At 62.6% G+C, this 19,574-nt stretch carries 18 protein-coding genes; 11 read left to right on the forward strand and 7 right to left on the reverse strand.

What is annotated here, in order from left to right; genetic code table 11:
• Positions 1-85: 85 nt before the first annotated feature.
• The 5 genes from SPI01S_RS14715 to SPI01S_RS14735 all read right to left on the reverse strand — a co-directional run bounded on the left by SPI01S_RS14715 (position 86) and on the right by SPI01S_RS14735 (position 3,813).
• Entirely contained in the window at positions 86-1,876 is a 1,791-nt protein-coding gene (locus SPI01S_RS14715; RefSeq protein WP_169804525.1) for a diguanylate cyclase, read from the reverse strand.
• Positions 1,877-1,913: 37 nt separating this feature from the next.
• Entirely contained in the window at positions 1,914-2,540 is a 627-nt protein-coding gene (locus SPI01S_RS14720; protein WP_066724021.1) for a GAF domain-containing protein, read from the reverse strand.
• A 264-nt stretch (positions 2,541-2,804) separates the two neighbouring features.
• Positions 2,805-3,092, reverse strand: coding sequence for a hypothetical protein (locus SPI01S_RS14725; RefSeq protein WP_245653613.1), 288 nt, complete (start codon positions 3,090-3,092; stop codon positions 2,805-2,807).
• A gap of 252 nt (positions 3,093-3,344) precedes the next feature.
• Positions 3,345-3,590 carry a DUF3606 domain-containing protein gene (locus SPI01S_RS14730; RefSeq protein WP_066724024.1) on the reverse strand — a complete coding sequence of 82 codons (246 nt, stop codon included), beginning with the start codon at positions 3,588-3,590 and terminating at the stop codon, positions 3,345-3,347.
• 1 nt (position 3,591) lies between these two features.
• Positions 3,592-3,813, reverse strand: coding sequence for a hypothetical protein (locus tag SPI01S_RS14735; RefSeq protein ID WP_066724026.1), 222 nt, complete (start codon positions 3,811-3,813; stop codon positions 3,592-3,594).
• A 701-nt stretch (positions 3,814-4,514) separates the two neighbouring features.
• Between SPI01S_RS14735 and SPI01S_RS14740 the strand changes: the two genes are divergently transcribed.
• From SPI01S_RS14740 to tnpC, 5 genes are all read left to right on the forward strand, one after another.
• A complete protein-coding gene (locus tag SPI01S_RS14740; RefSeq protein WP_066724029.1) occupies positions 4,515-4,850 on the forward strand; it encodes an ArsR/SmtB family transcription factor in 336 nt (111 codons plus the stop codon).
• A 197-nt stretch (positions 4,851-5,047) separates the two neighbouring features.
• Positions 5,048-5,662 (forward strand): GyrI-like domain-containing protein, encoded by a 615-nt coding sequence (locus SPI01S_RS14745; RefSeq protein ID WP_066724032.1) that lies wholly within the window; start codon positions 5,048-5,050, stop codon positions 5,660-5,662.
• A 481-nt stretch (positions 5,663-6,143) separates the two neighbouring features.
• The gene (gene tnpA / locus SPI01S_RS14755) at positions 6,144-6,518 is read left to right on the forward strand and encodes an IS66-like element accessory protein TnpA (RefSeq protein WP_066724040.1); all 375 of its coding nucleotides are present in this window, start codon (positions 6,144-6,146) and stop codon (positions 6,516-6,518) included.
• Positions 6,515-6,862 carry an IS66 family insertion sequence element accessory protein TnpB gene (tnpB, locus tag SPI01S_RS14760; protein ID WP_066724043.1) on the forward strand — a complete coding sequence of 116 codons (348 nt, stop codon included), beginning with the start codon at positions 6,515-6,517 and terminating at the stop codon, positions 6,860-6,862. Before tnpA ends, tnpB begins: the two co-directional genes overlap by 4 nt.
• Positions 6,863-6,923: 61 nt before the next feature.
• Positions 6,924-8,477, forward strand: coding sequence for an IS66 family transposase (tnpC, locus tag SPI01S_RS14765; protein ID WP_066724046.1), 1,554 nt, complete (start codon positions 6,924-6,926; stop codon positions 8,475-8,477).
• Here the strand turns inward: tnpC and SPI01S_RS22360 are convergent.
• Positions 8,453-8,779, reverse strand: a complete 327-nt coding sequence (locus tag SPI01S_RS22360) for a VOC family protein (RefSeq protein ID WP_157084722.1) — start codon at positions 8,777-8,779, stop codon at positions 8,453-8,455. The two genes, tnpC and SPI01S_RS22360, sit on opposite strands and share 25 nt — an antisense overlap.
• Before the next feature lie 953 nt (positions 8,780-9,732).
• On the opposite strand from SPI01S_RS22360, the gene SPI01S_RS22365 reads away from it, so the two are divergent.
• From SPI01S_RS22365 to SPI01S_RS14795, 6 genes are all read left to right on the forward strand, one after another.
• Positions 9,733-9,912: a hypothetical protein gene (locus SPI01S_RS22365; RefSeq protein WP_157084723.1), complete on the forward strand. Its 180-nt coding sequence runs from the start codon at positions 9,733-9,735 to the stop codon at positions 9,910-9,912.
• Positions 9,909-11,882 carry a hybrid sensor histidine kinase/response regulator gene (locus tag SPI01S_RS14775; protein WP_084253493.1) on the forward strand — a complete coding sequence of 658 codons (1,974 nt, stop codon included), beginning with the start codon at positions 9,909-9,911 and terminating at the stop codon, positions 11,880-11,882. The genes SPI01S_RS22365 and SPI01S_RS14775 overlap by 4 nt, the downstream gene beginning before the upstream one ends.
• A 9-nt stretch (positions 11,883-11,891) precedes the next feature.
• Entirely contained in the window at positions 11,892-15,152 is a 3,261-nt protein-coding gene (locus tag SPI01S_RS14780; protein ID WP_084253494.1) for a PAS domain S-box protein, read from the forward strand.
• A gap of 156 nt (positions 15,153-15,308) precedes the next feature.
• Complete coding sequence (locus tag SPI01S_RS14785) at positions 15,309-15,830, forward strand: inorganic diphosphatase (protein WP_066724056.1); 522 nt, start codon at positions 15,309-15,311, stop codon at positions 15,828-15,830.
• A gap of 285 nt (positions 15,831-16,115) precedes the next feature.
• Positions 16,116-17,774: a response regulator gene (locus SPI01S_RS14790; RefSeq protein WP_084253496.1), complete on the forward strand. Its 1,659-nt coding sequence runs from the start codon at positions 16,116-16,118 to the stop codon at positions 17,772-17,774.
• A 138-nt stretch (positions 17,775-17,912) separates the two neighbouring features.
• Positions 17,913-18,647, forward strand: coding sequence for a helix-turn-helix domain-containing protein (locus tag SPI01S_RS14795; protein WP_157084724.1), 735 nt, complete (start codon positions 17,913-17,915; stop codon positions 18,645-18,647).
• A 549-nt stretch (positions 18,648-19,196) separates the two neighbouring features.
• Here SPI01S_RS14795 and SPI01S_RS14800 read toward each other — a convergent pair.
• Positions 19,197-19,565: a hypothetical protein gene (locus tag SPI01S_RS14800; protein WP_066724062.1), complete on the reverse strand. Its 369-nt coding sequence runs from the start codon at positions 19,563-19,565 to the stop codon at positions 19,197-19,199.
• Between the last annotated feature and the right edge of the window lie 9 nt (positions 19,566-19,574).

Below are 19,574 nucleotides of genomic sequence, written 5' to 3' on the forward strand. Positions count from 1 at the left end.
GCTGCGGCCTCTTACTTGCCGGCGCATCCACCCATGCGCCATGACCGCGGGGGCACGCCGGGGCAACTGTCCACGCAGGCTGGCTCTACGCTGCAAGCCGCTCGGCGACGACTGCTCGATTGCGCCCTTGGCGCTTCGCCCGATAGAGAGCCTCGTCCGCGAGCTCGATGAGATCGGCTCCCCGGGTGATCGCCGGAGTATAGCCCGCGATACCGAACGACATGCTGACGCTCGGCAGTTCTACGCTTCCGGTCCGGACCTTAAGGTTCGTGATCGCCGCTCGCAGGCCCTCCACGCGGGCTGCGATCGCCTCCGCGGAGGCTCCTGGGGCTATGATGGTGAACTCCTCGCCGCCATATCGGCAGACGACATCCCCGTCGCGAAAATGCTTCTGCATCTCAGCTGCCACGGATCGGAGCACGGCGTCGCCGGCGTCATGTCCATGCTCGTCGTTGAAGCGCTTGAAGTGATCGACGTCGCACATGATCAGCGCCATCGGCGCTCCGCCCCGGGCCGCTCGCGCGAGCTCCATCGTCAGCGTCTCGTCAAGGTAGCGGCGGTTGAAGAGCGACGTGAGCGGATCGCGGATCGTCTGCTCGCGCAGGTCACGTTGAAGCATGTGGTTCACCAGGGCTGAGCCGACCTCTCGGCTAAGCATGGTCATCCGGAAGCGCTCAGCCGCGGGCAGAATGTCGGCGAGGTGGATCATCCCGATCACTTCGCCCCCGGCCAGCAATGGCTCACAGTGCGACTTCGAGCCTATCGGAACGTGGCTGCACGTCAGGTCCGTGCCCTGCGATTCAACAACGTGGGTGCGGACCAGACGAAGGCCCCAGCAGGCGTGGGGTTCGAACCACTCCGGCAAATCGTCTGCGTCACCCCATTTCGCGATCCGAACCAGCTGATTTCGGCTGTTGCTGTGCGCATAGACGCCGCCCGTCGACCCCGTCAGTACCTGGGGTACGAAGCACTCGATCACCTTGGCAAACTCCGCATCGGAGCGAGACGCCAGCAATCGAAGCGACATCGCATCCAATCGATCTACCACGGCGCTTCGGGTCTCGAGAGCCGATGATCTCTCCTCGAGCGCCAAGTTCGCCAGGTGCAGGTGATCCTCGCTCACTCGCTGCTGCTCCATCGCAGCACCTAGTCGCTCGGCCATCTGATTGTACCCATTGGCGATCGAGGAGAATTCAGCAGCCCCGATCTTGTGGTCGTGCATGCGGGCGGACAGGTCGCCCCTCCCGAATGCGTTCATCGTGTTCAACATCTCGGCCGTCGGCCGCCGTATGGCGCGGACCATGTAGATCTTGGATCCGACGATCAGCAGGATGATGAGGGGAACGCCGAACGCAACCGAACGACGATTATACCGGAATAGCGACTCCGCGCGCGAGGTACGGGCATCCAGGAGTGCGCGCTCGGCCTGCAGCATCTCGTTCTTGCTGTTCTCGACCTGGGCCATCAGCGCTTCTGCCTGTCGGCTGCGCTCCTGCATATCGGCCTTGCTCAACTGGGCGTATTTGCCTGCGCTCAGCTGCGAGAGCCCAAATTGCATGAAGCCGACCCGTTTGCGGACCGCATCGCGAAGCTTCTGAGCTCGGTCATTTTGACGCGAGTTGTCCGCGGTGATGCGGACCAGCTCGTCCAAGTCCCTTGACGCGTCACGAAGAAGAGCAGGGGTGTCCGAGGAGAACGAGGGATCATCGCTGATGATGGAGGCGCGGAGTTCGGACTCCGCGCGGCGGACGAGGTCGACGGGCCGGGAGGTGAGTTCAAGAACGCGCTGCGTATGCTGCACCCAGCGATACCCGCTCTCCATCTCGGATGAGGACAGCATGAGCAAGGATGCCAGTGCGGCCAGCGCCAGGGTCATGACCACCCCTACGGCATAGATCTTCCCCGACAAGGATTTAAGCATTGTCGTTCCCCCGGCAGGCAAGTCGAACGATCGAGCTCGCATCCGACGTCCCGAATGGTCCTACTTGAACCTTGAGCCGGTCCTCGAGCGCTCGAACGACCCCGGACGCCAGCTCGCGCAGCTGATCGATTCGCTCCGACGGCACTTCGGGAAGGGGGGCGTCGTTCAAGACGCACAGCGCGCCGACTGCGGCACCCGATACCATCAGGCGTATGCCGACGTACGAACGAATCTCTGAGGCGCCGAGAACGAGAGGATTACCGGCAAACCGCTCGTCCACGCGGGCATCCTTGACGATCATCGGCGTATCGGCATGTATGGTGTGCCCACAGAACGCCACCGCTCGCGACGTGAAGTCGACATCCAGACCGTGTCGGGCCGGCAGCCACTGGCGAGCGTCGTCAAGCAGCGTCATAGCGGCATAGCGCACCCGGAAGAGGTCCGCTGCGGCATCCACAGCCGTTTGGAGCGGGCCCAAGGGCAGGCTCCGCTCGAGCAGCCTCTGGACGACCTGCTGGCGGTACGCCTCATCCTCGGGATAAGGGGCCGGACTATAGAAATTTGATCTCACCTGCGGACACTTAGCGCCAGCAGCTTGCAGGTTTGCCGCCAGCAGCATCGGGATTTCTACGGATGTGCCAGGTGAAGTGCCCCAGTTTGCTCTCGGCTAGCTGAGCAACTGGCGCACTAGATTGCCTGAAGCAAACGATACTGGCGTCTCAACGCGTCGTTCACGTTCCGCAGGTTGCCCGGTGGCGGTAGCAATCACGCCGCCGCGCTGAGCTCCGCACGGAGGCTCATCTTCGCCCGGAGACTGTCGCGATGCGCATCCCTGCGCTCTGCTCCTTGCCAATCATGATCGACGAGTCAGTGCGTCGAGGCATCAGCTCTTCTGGCGGCTGACGATCTTCTCGCTCTCACATAACGCACAGGTGCCGCGGCGTCGCTCGATGCCGCACGTTCCGCTGAGCTGCCGAACGGCCTGCTCGACAACCACATCAGGGGCGAGTCCTAGGCGCTCGACGATGCATTGGTCACATATGGCTTCCGGTTGCAAACGGGAGATCAGGGCACGTATGTTGTCGAGCGCATGCACGCGTGCACCATAAAAGATTTCAGCCTGCGCGGAAGAGCCCCCGCGCTCCTCATAGCGAAGGAAGTCCGGTAGCAATGTCACCCCTGAGGGTGCGAGGCATGGTTGCCACCCCGGAATTGTCAGGGGAACTTCCGGGGCGGCGGAGCCTGTATAGGATCGGATGCTTAACGACTCCCTCTCGGTCGGTCATATGATCGACGAGTGCAGCCGCACCTCCCAAACCTCTGATCATGCACTCGAGTTGCGCGATGCGCCACTGACGGCGGTACCGTTCGCCCGCAATTCCCTGAGTTTCCGACCCCCGAGAGAGGTGAGGCGAGAGATTGGTCAACGGCTCAGGTGCTCGCGAACGTCCTCAGCTCGATCACCCACGGCATGTAGTGCCTCCGCGAGCTTTTCCTTGGAGACGCCAAAGGACGCCATCCAGTCCTGGACCTCGTAATCCTCGTGGAGGGAGATCCGATTACGATCCTGGGCGCCTGCCTTCAGTCGATCGCCTGCGATTTTCCTCTTGATCCGACGATCGCTCAAACCATCTCTCGGATCAATGCAGTGATGTGGCATGGCAGCCATCTTAGGCTGCCTGTTCGCTCACCGGCCAAAGCCCACTCGGCGACGATTCCAGATCGAACTCCTCCTCGATTGCCCAGGCCGCATCCGAGAGCCTTTCGCCCAGCATCCAGTGTTCGTCGCGCTCCAGACCCGGGGGCAGCTTCTCGGCGATCGCCTTCTCCCGCTCCTCTGCTTCGTGAAGGACGCGAGCACGCACTTCTGCCAGCTCTCGTGGATCCAACATCGATACTCTCCTCGGCGACAACGTTGCGTCCGCTGAGCAGGAAACGGCTATTTCAGGCAGAGAGTTGCCGGCAATGTACCCGGTCCCAATCGCAGAATCGCCTTCAGTCTGCCGGCTACAACCTCAGCCAAGGGTTAAGGCACATCATCGAGGTTAAATTGTAAGAATGTCGGCTAGGCGTTCTTCTGCGGCACAGAGATGCGCGCCATCGAGCTCTTCGGGCAGTGGTCCGTCACAATCCTCGAGTTGAAGAAGATCGAATCAGGGATCGGCTAGCGGTCGGCTCGCGCTGCAGCTGCTACTTCGCCACTGAATCGAAGTGGCGGCTGAGGACGGAGTTCCTTGCGGCCATGCGTTCCCACATCTGCGCGCTCTCACTATGCTTTCGCCGCACGTTCTCGAGCTGCGTTGCATCCGCAGCTTCGCGGTGCTCGCGGGCTCGCTCCAGACAGTAGGTCGGGCTCTCACTCGTTCCGCTATCCTTTTTCGAGAGCGTAGAACGTGATGATCCGCGGATCGTTGCAGCTCAAGTTCTTAACCTCGATTTATTAAGGCCCGGCGAAAGCCGAGTATCCTTCCATGATGGCGCGACCTGCGGCGGTCGTCGTGACCATCATGCTCGCGGAAACTGGTCACAGGCATATGGATGCCCATGATCGCAGAGCCTTGCATGTTCCAAGAGGTGTTCATAATGTGCGCCTATGAGGGATGATCTACTCGACTTCACGATCCGGGCTTCTGCATTCCTAAAGATTCTTGCTGGGCGGACGCGCAGTATGTTGATCTGGGAGCTTCTAGACGGCGAGAAGTCAGTCACGGCACTGGCCGACGCGGTTGGTGCCAGCGCAACAGCTGTTTCCCAGCAGCTCGCGATCCTGAAAGGGGAGGGTCTCGTATCATCGCGACGGAGCGGTCAGAAGGTATTCTACTCGCTCACGAGCGAGGAGGCGAGGCGCTTCGTATCATCCATTCTGGAGATACTTCGGCATAATGCGAGCACCGCGGACATCGAGTTGGCGCAGCCCCAGGCAGCCTAGGCCTTTCCAGTTGATTTCCCTTGTGCCAGCCGAGAAGTAGCCGCGCGCTCTTCATCTACTTGCCGCGTACAATAAGTTGGCTGGGAGCGCCCGGTGGTGGAGGGGCTTCATTGACGCTATTTCTGCCCGTCAGGGTCCGTCTTGCATGAACCGGGCGATAGTGAGCGAACACTCTATCATCAACGTGGAAGCTGCTGATGAGTAAACTCGATCTCAAGAAGGAACGAAAGGCGTTGTTCAGTGCGACGTTGAACACATTCGAGCTCATTGAAGCGCCAGCGGTTCGCTACCTAATGGCGGACGGGCACGGCGATCCGAACTCGGTCGCAGCCTACAGAGAGGCAGTGGAGAGTCTCTATGCAACGGCCTACGCCATCAAGTTCATGTGCAAGCAGGAGCGGCGGGACTTCGTCGTTGCGCCGCTTGAAGGGCTCTGGTCAGCCCCGGATCCGGAGACCTTCACTCGTCGGCAGAAGGACGATTGGGACTGGACGATGATGATCATGGTCCCAGACTTCGTCGATGAGGATCATCTCGCGCAAGGGAAAGCCAAGAGTGCACGTAAACTGCAACACCTGGCAGAAACACTGAGACTGCAGACGTTGGCGGAGGGGCTCTGCCTGCAGGCGCTCCATGTCGGGTCCTATGACGAAGAAGGGCCGCTCCTGGCGAAATTGCACGACGACATCATGCCAGAGCGCGGCTACACCTTCAACGGACGGCATCACGAAGTCTATCTGGGGGATCCAAGAAAGACTTTGCCTGCAAAGCTGAAAACGATCATCCGTCAGCCCGTCCGAGAGGGGCCTTAAGCGGCCGAACCCGGCCTGTCCGGCCGCCGCGGAATGCCTGCGCATGACCGCTATCTGGCTTCCACATCGTCGACTCCTATCCCCAGCTCAGAGTCGAAGCGTCTGGGGGGGGGTCAGCGGCGGCTGGCGCAGCGGCGTCGTTCTCCTAGGCTTGAATTGAGACCGCTGATCTTAGTGAACAGCATCAATCGAAGGTGCCCCGAAACTTCGCTTCCGCGTCGGCGCGGGTATTGAACTCGATCATGACGCCGCCAGGTGCGCGGAGAAAAAATCTGGATCCTCGCTCATGGTGGAACACATCCGTCTCCGCCACGAACCCGTCACGCTCCAGTCGATGATGCATAGCCTGAACGTCTGCCGTAAGCGTGTTCAGCAGGCCGCCTTGCGGCATCGTCGATAGGCGGGATGCTTGCCGCCTTTGACGAGGGCGGTGCTGGTGCAGGAAGTTTCGGGTTCTACGGCCAGTCCTACGAGCACTCGTATGACTGGCCGCATGGAAATAGTCGGCCGCGTGTCGGGTCGGCGGCGATGGTCGGACGCGGAGAAGCTGGAAATCCTGGCGGAGGCATTCCGGCCTGGGGCCAGGGTCTGCGATGTGATCGCCCGGCGCGAGGTGTCGAGCAGCCTGATCTATACGTGGCGCAAGCAGTTGCGGGTCGGCAAGCTGGCCGGGACTGCAGCGTCGCTGCCGGTGTTCGCCGAGGTTCGGCTCGCGGAGCCGATCGTGCCGGCGTCACCGCCGGTGCCGTGTTCGTCGGGGCGCATCGATATCGCGTTGCCCGGCGGCGTGCGGATCAGCGTCGACGGCGGGGTGGATGCGGATGCGCTGGCACGGGTGTTGTCGGTGCTGCGGTGAGCCCGGCGCCGTTGCCGACGCGGGTTTATCTGGCGTGCGGCGTGACCGACATGCGCAAGGGCTTCGACGGTCTGGCGGTGCTGGTGCAGCAGGTGCTGGCGGAAAACCCGCATTCCGGCGCGCTGTTCGCGTTTCGGGGCAAGCGCGGGCATCTGGTCAAGCTGCTGTGGTTCGACGGGCAAGGCCTTTGCCTGTTTTCCAAGCGGCTCGACCGGGGCCGTTTCGTCTGGCCGGTGACGGCGAGCGGCACGGTGGTGCTGACGCCGGCGCAATTGTCGATGCTGCTGGAGGGCATCGACTGGCGCCGGCCCGAGAGGACCTGCACGCCGACGCTGGCGGGCTGAAACCGGCTGTTTTGCGTCGGTTTTGCTCGCCTGAAGCGCTGCGATCTGCTAGCAAATCCGGGTGTCGGAAGCGCCCGTTTCCCCTATTGATGCCACCGCGCGGATCGCCGCGCTGGAGGCGTCGCTCGCCCGGGCCAATGCCGCGCTCGCCGCCCGCGATCTGCTCATCGACAGCTTGCGCGGGCAGATCGCCCGGCTGCGGCGGATGAAGTTCGGCGCCTCCTCCGAGAAGCTGGGCCGCGAGATCGAGCAGCTCGAACTGGCGCTGGAAGAGCTGGAAGCCGAGCGCGACGCGGCGCCGGTAGAGGCGCGCCCGTCGGAGGCGACGGCGCGGCCGGCACCGGTCCGCAGCCTCCCGGCGCATCTGCCGCGCGAGGACGTTGTCCACGAACCGGCCTCGGGCACCTGCACCTGCCCGGATTGCGGCGGCGCGTTGCGCCGGCTGGGCGTGGATGCCCATGAGATTCTCGACGTGGTGCCGGTGCGCTGGCGGGTGGTGCGCAACGTCCGCCCAAAATATAGCTGCCGGGTCTGCGAGAAGATCGTCCAGGCGCCCGCGCCGGCCAGCGCCGTCGCGCGCGGCAAGGCCAGCTTCGCGACGCTCGCGCATGTCGTGGTTTCCAAGTTCGATCATCACCTGCCGCTGTACCGCCAGGCCGAGATGATGGCGGCGCAAGGGCTCGATATCGACCGCTCGACGCTGGCCGGCTGGGCCGGACAGGCCGCAGCCTTGCTCGATCCGGTCGTCGCTCGCATCCGTGACGAAGTTCTACACGCCGACAAGATCCATGCCGACGACACCCCGGTGCCGGTGCTCGATCCCGGCCGCGGCAAGACCGCAACCGGGCGGCTATGGGTGTACGCGGCCGACGACCAGGCCTCGGGCAGCGCGGCGCCGCGCGCGACCTGGTATCGCTTCACGCCGGACCGCACCGCGGCGCACCCGCTGGCGCATCTCGCCGGCTTTCGCGGCTTCCTCCAGGCCGATGCCTATGCCGGCTATGACGGGCTCTACCGGGGCGGTGTGACCGAGGTGGCCTGCTGGGCGCATTTCAGGCGCAAGATCTTCGACCTGCATGAGCGCACCGCCACGCCGCTGACCACCGACATTCTGGAGCGGATCGGCGCGCTCTACGCCGTCGAGGCCGAGGTGCGCGGCCAGCCGCCGGATATTCGGCAGCGGGCACGGCAGGAGCGCAGCAAGCCGCTGGTCGGCGCCTTGCGCGACGTGCTCGATGTCGCACTGCGTCGTCTGTCGCCCAAATCCGACATGGCGAAGGCCATCGCCTATGGCACCAAGCGCTGGCCGGCACTGTCGCGCTTCCTGGGCGATGGCCGGCTGGAGATCGACAACAACATCGCGGAACGCGCGCTGCGCGGCATCGCCATCGGCCGCCGCAACTGGCTGTTCGCCGGCTCCCGCGTGGGCGGTGAACGTGCCGCCGCCATCTACACCGTCATCCAGACCTGCAAGGCCAACGGTGTCGACCCGCAGGCCTATATCGCCGACGTCATCGCGAAGATCGCCGATAACTGGCCTGCTAGCCGCTGGGACGAACTCCTGCCGCGGAACTGGGCACCGCCAGCAGATCAACCAACTGCGCAAGCCGCATAATCTGCGGCCTGCTGACTACGCTTACCGTCTGCCACGTCTTCGAGCTCTAGACCGATATGGAATGAGATGGGCCAAATGGCGCGGTTCGGATCGTCTGCTACGTTGTGCGAGAACGGCCGGCCCGGCTTTGCCGCCCCAACCGTCCGAATGGTTGGGGCATCAGCCCGCGCGGATTCGATGACGACATCAAGGCCTGGCCGCTTCAAGATGGCGAAGCGGGCTTCGCGCATCGAGATCGAGAAACCGAGATATCGCTCGAAGAATTTCGAGGTGGCGCTCACGTCGTCGCTGGGGAAGCTCATGTGATTGAGCTCTCCCGATGGTACGAGTGGCACCGTAGGCTCTGGCATAGCAAGTTCCTTCATCCAGCAGGTCGAGCTATGATGCGAGCGTGATCCAACTCCTGCAATTCGCATTCACGGAGTTGAGTTCGTGATGGCCCCCATGCTGGTAACATGTTGCAACCAGCCAGAAACCTGCCTTAGCCCCGCGGTCGAGCCCCCCGTGCTCAATCGGGGCAGTCGCATTAGGGGCAACTGCCATCAAAAAGTGCAGTGCGCTACACCGTCGAGACGCCTCTTCACGGCAAACAGGTTCGGGGCCGCAGAAGGTCGCCCGCAACCACGCCGTTCCCATCCCCCGCAGCTACAATGATGCGAATCTTATGGAAAGAGCGGCTGTCCCGCTGACCGGGCGCGAGATGAAGGGTACGGATCGATCTGCCCTACGCGCTCAGCTAAGATCTTGCCCTCCACTTCGTCCACCAAGGCAATGTTTCCGCCAACATGCCAGGGCAGCGAAGCAGCTCTTCCAATGTCCACTCTAGATGCGCGATGACCTGTTCGAGCACGGGCGCGTCTCCGGAGTCGTCCATGTCGGCGCGGAGCTGTGACAACGCAGCGATATCGGAGGCGAGCTGTTCCAGTTCGGCAAGCATGTGAGCCGAGTACTTGGATTGCAGACCTTCCCCGCTCACTGGGCCTTCAGCTCCACTGCTGCCTTGTCCTTTCACAAGCCATTCTCGCCCTAGAGGTTGAGATGACGTGTCACCGAGCATCGGTTCAAGTCCGAACGAAGTAGCTCGCCATATGGCCACGGACCATCCTCAAATTTTCTTCCACCATCCGATCGTCTACTCGGGCAAGTGTCGGTTCATACAGCGGATCCCGCAAGCGACCGGCTGCAAGTTCGATATTCAGGAACCGCAACGCCGTTGGCGTGTATTCCAATGTCATACATCGTCTTCGGAGGTCGAATGCTGCGTCGGCAGACACGTACCATTTCGCTCAATCAGGTACTTTCACGCTTTGTAAACGACGACGTGTCGGTCCGGCATCGCTTCAGCGCCAGCGGCGTCGTTCGCACCGGCCTGCGCGCGCTCACCGAGCGCCTGGCAGGCCGCCGAGCCGTGTGCGATGAAGCAGCTTGCGGATGATCGATGGGGGACTGGCGCAACAGATCGTCGAAAGCTCGACCGACTTTGCCATCATCAGCTTCGATCGAGACGGGATCATCACGAGCTGGAACCCAGGGGCCAGCTCGATCCTCGGCTGGTCGTCGCAGGAAGCGACCGGGCAGCATGGTCGCATCATCTTCACGGAGGAGGACCAGGCCGCTGGCTCTCCGGAACATGAGATGGAGCGGGCATGGAAGGATGGCCGAGCGATCGACGAGCGTTTTCACCTGAGGAACGATGGCAGCCGGTTCTGGGGATCCGGACTGATGATGCCGCTCAGCGACGGCGCGGGCTTCGTGAAGATCGTCCGCGATCGGACTAGGGAGCGCGAGACCGAGCATCGCCTGGCGGCATTGACCGATGCGCTGCCTGGGTTCGTGTTCGAGGCCGACGCCGATGGTCACTATGTTCAGACGAACGCGCGCTTCAAGACCTACACCGGGCGCGAAGATGCAGGCCTTCTCGGAGACAAGTGGCTGGAGACGATCCATCCTAAACACCGCGACCGAGCGCGAGAGGCCTGGGGCGAAGCAGTTCGCACGGGCAAGACCTTCGAACAGACCTTCATGGTCGCTCGCTCTGATGGCGAATACCGCTGCTTCGCCTGTCGCGGCATTCCTCAGGCCGATGAACAGGGCCGGGTGCTCCGCTGGATTGGAACGTGCATCGATGTGGAAAACGATGCGCAGGCAAAGGCGCTCCTCGAGGACCTCAATCTCTCGCTCGAACACGCCGTCACCGACCAGGTCGCAGCCCTGGAGGAGTCACAGCGGACCTTGGTTGCAGAGGTCGCCGAGCGCGAGCGCATCGAGGAGGCGCTGCGTCAGAGCCAGAAGATGGAGGCGATTGGTCAGCTCACCGGCGGCGTCGCACACGACTTCAACAATCTTCTGACCGTAATCCTTGGCAGCATCAATCTGCTCGAGCGGCCTGACCTCACCGAGGAGAAACGCGAACGATACATCAGTTCGATCAAGGAAACGGCGGAGCGGGCTGCCAAGCTCACGAACCAGCTCCTAGCGTTCGCGCGCCGGCAGCCACTTCAGGCCCAGCATTTCGACGTCGTCGAACGCATCCAGCGGGGAATGGACGTGCTCCGAACGGTGTCGGGGTCTCGCGTCGAGATCAGCCTGCAGATCAACTGCGAGCCCTGCATCGTTGACGCCGATCCGAACCAATTCGAGACTGCTATCCTCAATATGGCCGTCAACGCGCGTGATGCGATGGACGGTGAAGGGCGGCTGACGATCCTCGTGGAGGAGCGCGACGGCATCCCGGCAACCCGCGGTCACGCCGCGGCCGAGGGGCAGTTCGTTTCCATCGCAGTCAGCGACACCGGCACTGGGATCAGCGAGGAGAATCTTGCGAAGGTCTTCGAGCCCTTCTTCACCACCAAGGATGTGGGCAAGGGAACCGGCCTCGGGCTCAGCCAGGTGTTTGGATTCGCGAAGCAGTCAGGCGGCGAGATCGTCATCGACGGCGGTGCTGGCAACGGCGCCACGTTCACGCTATATCTGCCGCGCGCTGACGATCGCGAGAATCGTGGGGATCCCGACATCGCGCCTCCGACTGCGGATGCTCCGCACTCCGGTGGAGGGTGCGTGCTGCTGGTGGAGGACAATCAGCATGTCGGCGAGTTCGCGGCGCACCTTATCGGGGATCTCGGCTACGGCAATATGTGGGTGCCGAGCGGGCATGAAGCTCTGGCACTGATTGAGGCCAACCCGGACAACTTCGACATCGTGTTCACTGACGTGGTCATGCCGGGCATGTCCGGCATCGAACTCGCGGAAACGCTGCGCAGTCGCTTCCCGAACCTGCCGGTGGTGCTGACGAGTGGATACAGTCATGTGCTAGCTGCCGAAGGCTCCCACGGTTTCGAACTGCTACAAAAGCCCTATACCGCGGACGGCCTAGCCCGGGTGCTGCGAAGCGCGACTGGAAGATAACTGGATAGCATGACCGACATGAACGATCCGGAAGCGCGTCGGCTTGCCGCGCTGGCCCGCTACGGCGCGATGGACACGCCGCGAGAACCGGCATTCGACGAGGTGGCGGCACTCGCGGCCAAGCTATGCGACGCACCGATCGCCGTGGTGAACCTCATCGGCGATGGTCGACAGTTCTTCAAGGCAGAGGTCGGTCTCGGTGTCCGCGAGACGCCACTGGAAGGCTCCTTCTGCGCAAAGGCGATCCTCGCGGAAGACTTCCTGCTCGTCCCAGACGCCACGCAGGATCCTCGCTTCGACTGCAATCCTCTCGTCGTGGGCGAGCCGCATCTGCGCTTCTACGCCGGCGCCCTGCTGAAGACGGAGGACGGGCTACCAATCGGCACGCTCTGCGTGCTCGATCATCGCCCCAGGGAGCTCACCGATCTGCAGCAGGAAGCACTACGCGTCTTGGCTCGGCAGGTGATGGCGCAGCTCGAGCTCCGGCGTGCGTTGAACGAGAAGAGCAGGGAGCTAGGGGTGGCAGAGGCGGCCGAGAAGCGGCTCCGTCAGACCCAGGCGGAGCTGGCGGATAGCGAGGCGCGCTTTCGCAACATGGCCGACAACACGCCGGTGATGATGTGGGTCACCGATCCAGATGGATCCTGCACCTACCTCAATCGGGTGTGGTACGACTTCACCGGCCAGAGCGAGGAAGAGGCGCTCGGCTACGGTTGGCTCGATGCCACGCATCCGGATGACAGGGCATCGGCAGAACAGGCGTTCGTCGAGGCCAACGCTGCGCGACGGCCATATCGCGGGGAGTTTCGGCTCCGCCGATCTAACGGAACGTATCGTTGGGCGATCGACGCGGCGACGCCGCGCTTCGGCAACAACGGCGAATATCTTGGATATGTCGGCTCTGTCATTGACATCGACGAGCGCCGAGAGGCTGAAGACGCGCTCCGCAGCGCCAAGAACCTGCTGGAAGCCGTCATGCAGGCCGTCCCGGGCGTGGTGTACGCCAAGGACCGCCATGGCAGGATGCTTGCCGCGAACCGCGGCACCGTAGAGCTGGTCGGCAAGCCGCTCTCCGCGATCCTGGGTCGTACCGATCGCGAGTTCCTCGACGATCCGGAGCAGGGCGAAGCGGTGATGGCGAACGACTCCCGAGTGATGGCCGAGAATCGGACCGAAGCCATAGAGGAGGAGGTGACCTACCCTGATGGACGCTGCGCCACCTGGCTGTCCACCAAGGCCCCCTTCCGTGACGCAGACGGCGTGGTGGTCGGACTCGTAGGCTCGTCCATAGACATAACCGAGCGCAAACGTTCCGAAGAGCGCCTTCGACATAGTGAGGCGCAGTTCCGGCTCATGGCCGACGCGGTGCCGCAGATCGTCTGGATCACCGACGCCCAAGGCAGGATGGAGTTCTTCAACAAGCAGTGGGCGGATTACGTTGGCGTGCCCAACGTTCCGCCGACCGCCGCCGACGTTTCGGCAAGCTATGTTCACCCCGACGACGACGCGCGCACCATGGCAGCGTTTGATCAGGCGCGGCGTTCGGGGGAGGTCGTCCAGGTCGAACACCGTATCCGGCGGGCCGATGGGGTATATCGCTGGTTCCTCGTTCGCGCGGAGCCGTACCGGGACGAGGGGACGGGCGAGATCCTTCGGTGGTTCGGCGCGTCGATGGACATTCAGGACCGGAAGACGGCCGAGGAGGCGCTGGTGGAGCTGAACGACACGCTGGAACGGCGCGTCGAGGCTGCGATGGCGGACCGCGATCGCACGTGGAACAACGCTCGCGACCTTCTGCTCGTAGTCGGAACCGATGGCTTCTTCCGCGCCGTCAATCCGGCTTGGACGCAGATCCTTGGCTGGCGTCCGGAGGAACTCGTCGGGCGATCGTACCTCGACCTCATTCACCCCGAAGATCACCCCTCGAGCCAAGGAGCGCTGGCCACGGCCTCGACACGGGAGTTGCCGGTCTATGAGAACCGCTACCGTCACAAGGACGGCAGCTTCCGCTGGATTTCGTGGGTTGCCGCACCCGAAGCGGACCTGATCTACGCGTCCGGACGGGACGTAACGGCCGACAAGGAGCGCCAAGCCCAGCTTGAGGCCGCGCAGGAACAGCTTCGGCAGGCGCAGAAGATGGAGGCGGTCGGCCAGCTCACCGGTGGTATCGCGCACGACTTCAACAATCTGCTCACCGGCGTGATCGGCTCGCTGGACATGATGCAGCGTCAGTTTGCTAAGGGCGACCTGAGCAAGATGGAGCGATACACGACGACGGCGATCACGTCTGCCAACCGTGCAGCTGCGCTCACCCATCGCCTGCTCGCATTCTCCCGCCGCCAGCCGCTCGACCCCAAGCCCGTCAATGCGAACCGCCTTGTAACGGGAATGGAAGAGCTGCTGCGTAGGACCATCGGCGAAGCAGTGCGACTCGAGATCGTGACTGCTGGAGGCCTGTGGCAGACGCTTTGCGACCCGCACCAGCTGGAGAGTGCGGTCCTCAATCTGGCAATCAACGCGCGCGATGCGATGCCCACCGGGGGCACCTTGACCATCGAGACGTGCAACGCGCATCTCGACGACGCCTACGCGGCTCGGCAACGTGAGGTGAAGCCTGGGCAGTATGTGTGCATCTGCGTGACGGACACCGGCGTTGGCATGTCGGCTGACACGATCAGCAAGGCCTTCGAGCCCTTCTTCACCACCAAGCCGATTGGGCAGGGTACCGGCTTGGGGCTCTCGATGATCTATGGCTTCGCGCGGCAGTCAGAAGGCTATGCAAAGATCTACTCGGAGGTGGAGAAGGGGACCACGTTCAAGCTCTACCTGCCGCGGCATTACGGCGACGGCGAGGAGGAGGATGTCCATGGCGTAGAGCTGGGCGACGAGCTGCGCGCGGAGCGCGGCGAGGTCGTTCTGGTCGTGGAAGACGAGACCGCCGTCCGATCGCTGGTCGTCGATGTTCTGGAGGAGCTGGGGTACCGTGCAATAGAGGCCGTTGACGGTCCGTCCGGTCTGAAGGTGCTGCAGTCCAGACGGCGCATCGACCTGCTCGTCACCGACATCGGCCTGCCCGGCCTGAACGGGCGCCAGCTCGCCGACGCGGCGCGCGAGCGGCGTCCAGAGCTCAAGATCCTGTTCATGACCGGCTATGCCGAGAACGCCACCATCGCCAACGGCTTTCTCGATCCCGGCATGTCGATGATGACGAAGCCGTTTGCGATCGATGCGCTTGCAACGCGCATCCGCAGCATCATCGAGGCGAACTGAGCAGCATGGTCGAGGCAGCGCACGCGCGGCAAGTATGGCGCTGCTGCAAGTCGTAGTACAGCTACCTGGGAACGGGTGCATTCCGTCGCTGTTTCCGCTGAACCCAGGCGACGCATGGCGGCTGCCGCGCGACGCGTATTTGGACGATCCGCCTGCATGACCGACCTCCTCAAGCTGCCGCACCGTCTCGATGCCGAAACGCATACTTGTCGCGCGATCATCGAGACGCCGCGAGGACATCGCTCGAAGTTCGACTACGATGCGGAGAGCGGTCTCTTCGAGCTTGCCGGCGTTCTGCCGGCCGGCATGGCCTTTCCCCTGGCGTTCGGGTTCATACCCGCGACGAAGGCGGAGGACGGGGATCCCGTCGACATTCTCGTGCTCGCCGACGAAGATCTGCCTGTCGGCTGCATGGTGACGGTTCGCCTGCTGGGCGTGATCGAAGCCGAACAGACCGAAGAGGGAAAGACGTGCCGCAATGACCGGCTGATCGGCAAGGTCGCGAAATCCCACACGTATCGCGATGTCGCAAGCCTGCAGGTCCTGGGCTCGGCGTTCACCGACGACCTCGCCCTGTTCTTCCAGACGTACAACCAGCTTCGCGGACGCGAGTTCAAGGTATTGGCGGTCGGAGACGCGCATAGAGCGGTCGAACTGATCCGCGAAGCTCAGCGCTGATGGATCGGCGCAGACGAGAGAGGCGATGGGAGTAGTTCGCGCGCTGATTACGCCTCCGACTCATCACTGCAGGCCTTGATGTCTGAAAATTGGCGATAAACATATTGAAAACACGGCCGTATGCGTCGTCATCGTCTCGCGTGACGAGCTCTTGTATCACGGTGTTGAAACCATTGATCGAGATGAAAGGTTATTCTGATCGCCTGATGTACGACTGGCGGCTAGTAATCCTCAAACAGCACATTCCGGCTTATCTCGGCGTGAGGCACTCGGAGACCGCGCTGGATGCAGCAGTCGGCGATCTATCGATGTTCGATCTGGATCCGCGGGAGGCCTGCCGCTGGTTATGGAGTGGCGATCGCTCTCGCTCTGGTAGGCCTTCTCGTTCGCCTCGCGCTTGGCCCCACCTTTCTCGGTTTTCCCTTCATCACGTTCACGCCCGCGGTACTCGCCGCAGGCTATGTGGCCGGCGCTCGGGCGGGCTTAGCCTGCGCCGCTACGTCTGCAGCCTTAGCTTGGTTCTTCCTTGTGGTTCCGTTCGAGAAATCGGGGGTGACCTCGCCTCATGGCCTCATCGCCATTGGGGTATTCCTCACCAACGCCGTTCTGATCGTGCTCGTCGTCAGTGGAATGAACAGGGCATATGCTCGAGCGGTGTTCATCGAGGAGGAGCGAGCGCGATCGAACGTTCAGCTCGAGCAGCGTGTCGCGGAGCGTACGCGCCAGCTGTCCGAAGCCAATCAGGCTCGGCTGGCCGAAGTGGATGCGCGGCGCGAGGCCGAGGCGCGCGCCGCACAGGCTGACCGGCTAGACGCGGTCGGGCGCCTAACGGGGGGCGTCGCGCACGACTTCAACAACATGCTCGCGGTCATCATCGGGAATCTGGAACTGACGGAGGCAAAGCTCAATCGCGGCGACGTGGATGTGATACGTCACATAGATGGAGCGATGGACGGAGCGCGTCGGAGCGCGACGCTGACTCGCCGACTGCTTGCATTCGCGCGCCTTCAGCCCCTTGACCCAGTGGTCACGCAGATCAACGAACTGATAAAGGGCATCGAGGAACTGCTCATCCGAACCCTTGGCGAGCGCGTCTCGATCGAGTGTAAGCTTGATCCTGATTTGTGGCACGCCTACGTGGATCCGGGGCAACTCGAAGGCGCTCTCGTAAACCTGGCGGTAAATGCGCGAGACGCGATGCCGGATGGCGGATGCCTCCAGATCCGAACCTGCAACGTGAGGGGTTTGCAGGCGAACGACAGCCCGCCAAATCTCGTCGGCCACGATCATGTCGTCATCGAGGTAACTGACACCGGCACCGGCATGTCCGAGGAGGTGCAGGCGCGGGCATTCGAACCCTTCTTCACGACTAAGGAACCGGGTAGAGGTACAGGTCTCGGGCTCAGCCAGCTCTACGGGTTCATGAGGCAGTCTGGCGGCGGCGCGAAAATCCGCTCGAGCCTTGGGAGCGGAACGACCATTTCCCTATTCCTCCCTCGCTGCGAAGCTCCACCCGCGACTCTACAGGCAATACCAGAGGAGAAGGCGGAGACGGCTCCGCGCGCTGAAGGCGGCGAGACAATTCTCGTCGTCGAGGACGAGGACAGGGTGCGCAAGGCGGCTTCCGAGACACTTCAGGAACTTGGCTATCGGATTCTTGAGGCGAGCGACGGAACGCAGGCGCTCGAGCTGCTCTCCAGAGGCATATTGGTTGATCTCGTGTTGAGCGATATCGTCATGCCCGGAATGAGCGGCAGCGAGCTTGCTGACATCGTGCGAAGGCAGCGCCCGGAGATGCTCTTCCTGTTCATGAGCGGCTACTCAGCGGATCAGTTCGGTGAGCGAAACCAAGGAGGCGGCGATCGCATCGACCTGCTCACGAAACCGTTCACGAGAGACAGGCTCGCACGACATGTCCGGAAGCTACTGGATAGCTCCACATGAAAATCGCGATGCTATGCGACGCTCGTCCTGCACCCAGGTGGGGAAGCCTCGGTGCTCCATATGGAGGTCAGCGCCTTGAAGAACGTTTGCGCATGCTTTCGGTGCTGAACCAACCTGATCTGAGTTGGTTCAGAGCACATGCAGCTGGCATATCCTATTTTTGAAGAGCGGCTGGTCATGCGGCTTGCCGCGTTGGCAGAACTGTCTCTCTCGGACCGCGTCAAGGTGCGGGAAGCGGCGCAATCATCCTTTGTCATTTCTGAAGAGAAGCAACTGAAGCTGAGCGGCCCATCCGGTCGAAGCCGACTTCTGGTACTGGATGGGTGGCTTGCGCGGTCGACGTCTCATCGGGATGGTCGGCGGCAGATCATCGGCTTCTACGTGCCGGGCGATGTGATCACTCCCGGTACTGCGCTGAACTTTGCGATCACGACGGATCTCACTTCCGTGGGGCAGGCCACGCTGTGCCCGGCTCCCGAAGGGCAGTCCCTCGCCAGTGCGTATGTAGCGGCAGCAGCGGTCGAACAGGCGTATCTGCATCGGCAGGTGGTGCGCCTTGGGCGCATGAACGCGTTTGAGCGGGTGGAGGACTGGATGTGGGAAATGCGTGATCGGCTCTTGCTCTCAGGAATGGCGCAGCCTGAAGCGTTTCAGCTTCCGATCACGCAGGACATCCTCGCAGACGTTCTCGGCCTCACGCCGGTGCATGTGAATCGAACCTTGAAGCTTCTAAGGGAAGTGGGGGTGCTTACCTGGCGATCGGGATATGTCCGCTTCGCTCATGAAGGAGCCCCTTCGCAAATGGCTTGCGAGGAGCTTGGCCGCCGGACCAGTCGCACGAGGAACGGCACACCATTTGCGGGGCAGGCATGACCTGAGTGAGAACATCTCTCGAGCACTGTTCGGGAGCATGTTCCATGCGTTAGCTCTCGGAAAATCGAGAGGTCCGTGGGTGACTGTAGATCCCGATCGCCGACATGCGGCGGTCGAAAGTTGGCCGCTGGCAGTGGCCGGCAACACTCGGCAGGTGTCTCCCGCTCGCATCGAGGAAGCCAGCATATAGTCTTTGTACCTAGTTGCGGAGCCGTTCACGCCACGGCAGAAAGTGCGACCGGAAGCACGTCCCTTGAGGATGGCCGGGTCGCACTGGCGCCGCAGCTTGCCGTTTTGGCTGCGCGCGACGGCATGAAGAGCCCGTACGTCCCGCGTGCGGGCTCTTCTAGCTTCTGGCCTGCGTAGGGACCGGTGACGGCCGGTGGCAGGCCGACCTGCCGCTCGGGATGACTAGTCGAGATTGGGCTTGCGCCCATGGCCAAGTCACTGGTCCATCTCATGTGCGGGTGTTCACAGGCAAGCGACGACCGCCGACGTACCACCTACCTGCGCGTCGGCAGCGCTCCGTGGCGACAGACGGTCCGATGCTCAATCGAACGTCGCCACGTTGAGCACGTCTCGCACCCAGACAGGCATGTTCCAGCGGTTGCGACCGGCTCCATCGTGCGCGATCAGATACGGGACCGTGCTTCCTGCGTAGATCGCGATTACTGTGTCTGCGGACCAGCGGAGCGGGTCCCGCCCGGCACGTTCTCTGCCGACCGCGGAAGTAGCTGTGGCCTTGCCCTTCATCCTCTCGCCAACCGTCGCCGTCCAGACTTCCCCATCATGCCTGAACGTGATCGAGTAGATGCGCTCTTCCGCCGGCAGGGGAGTGCCGCCGACAAAAGCTGCCATGCCGTAATATGCCTCCTCCTGGTGAGCAGCATCGACCAGGGGAATGAAAAAGCTGGGCATCGAACCTTC

The sequence above is a fragment of the Sphingomonas pituitosa NBRC 102491 genome, from assembly GCF_001598435.1.
Lineage (GTDB): Bacteria > Pseudomonadota > Alphaproteobacteria > Sphingomonadales > Sphingomonadaceae > Sphingomonas > Sphingomonas pituitosa.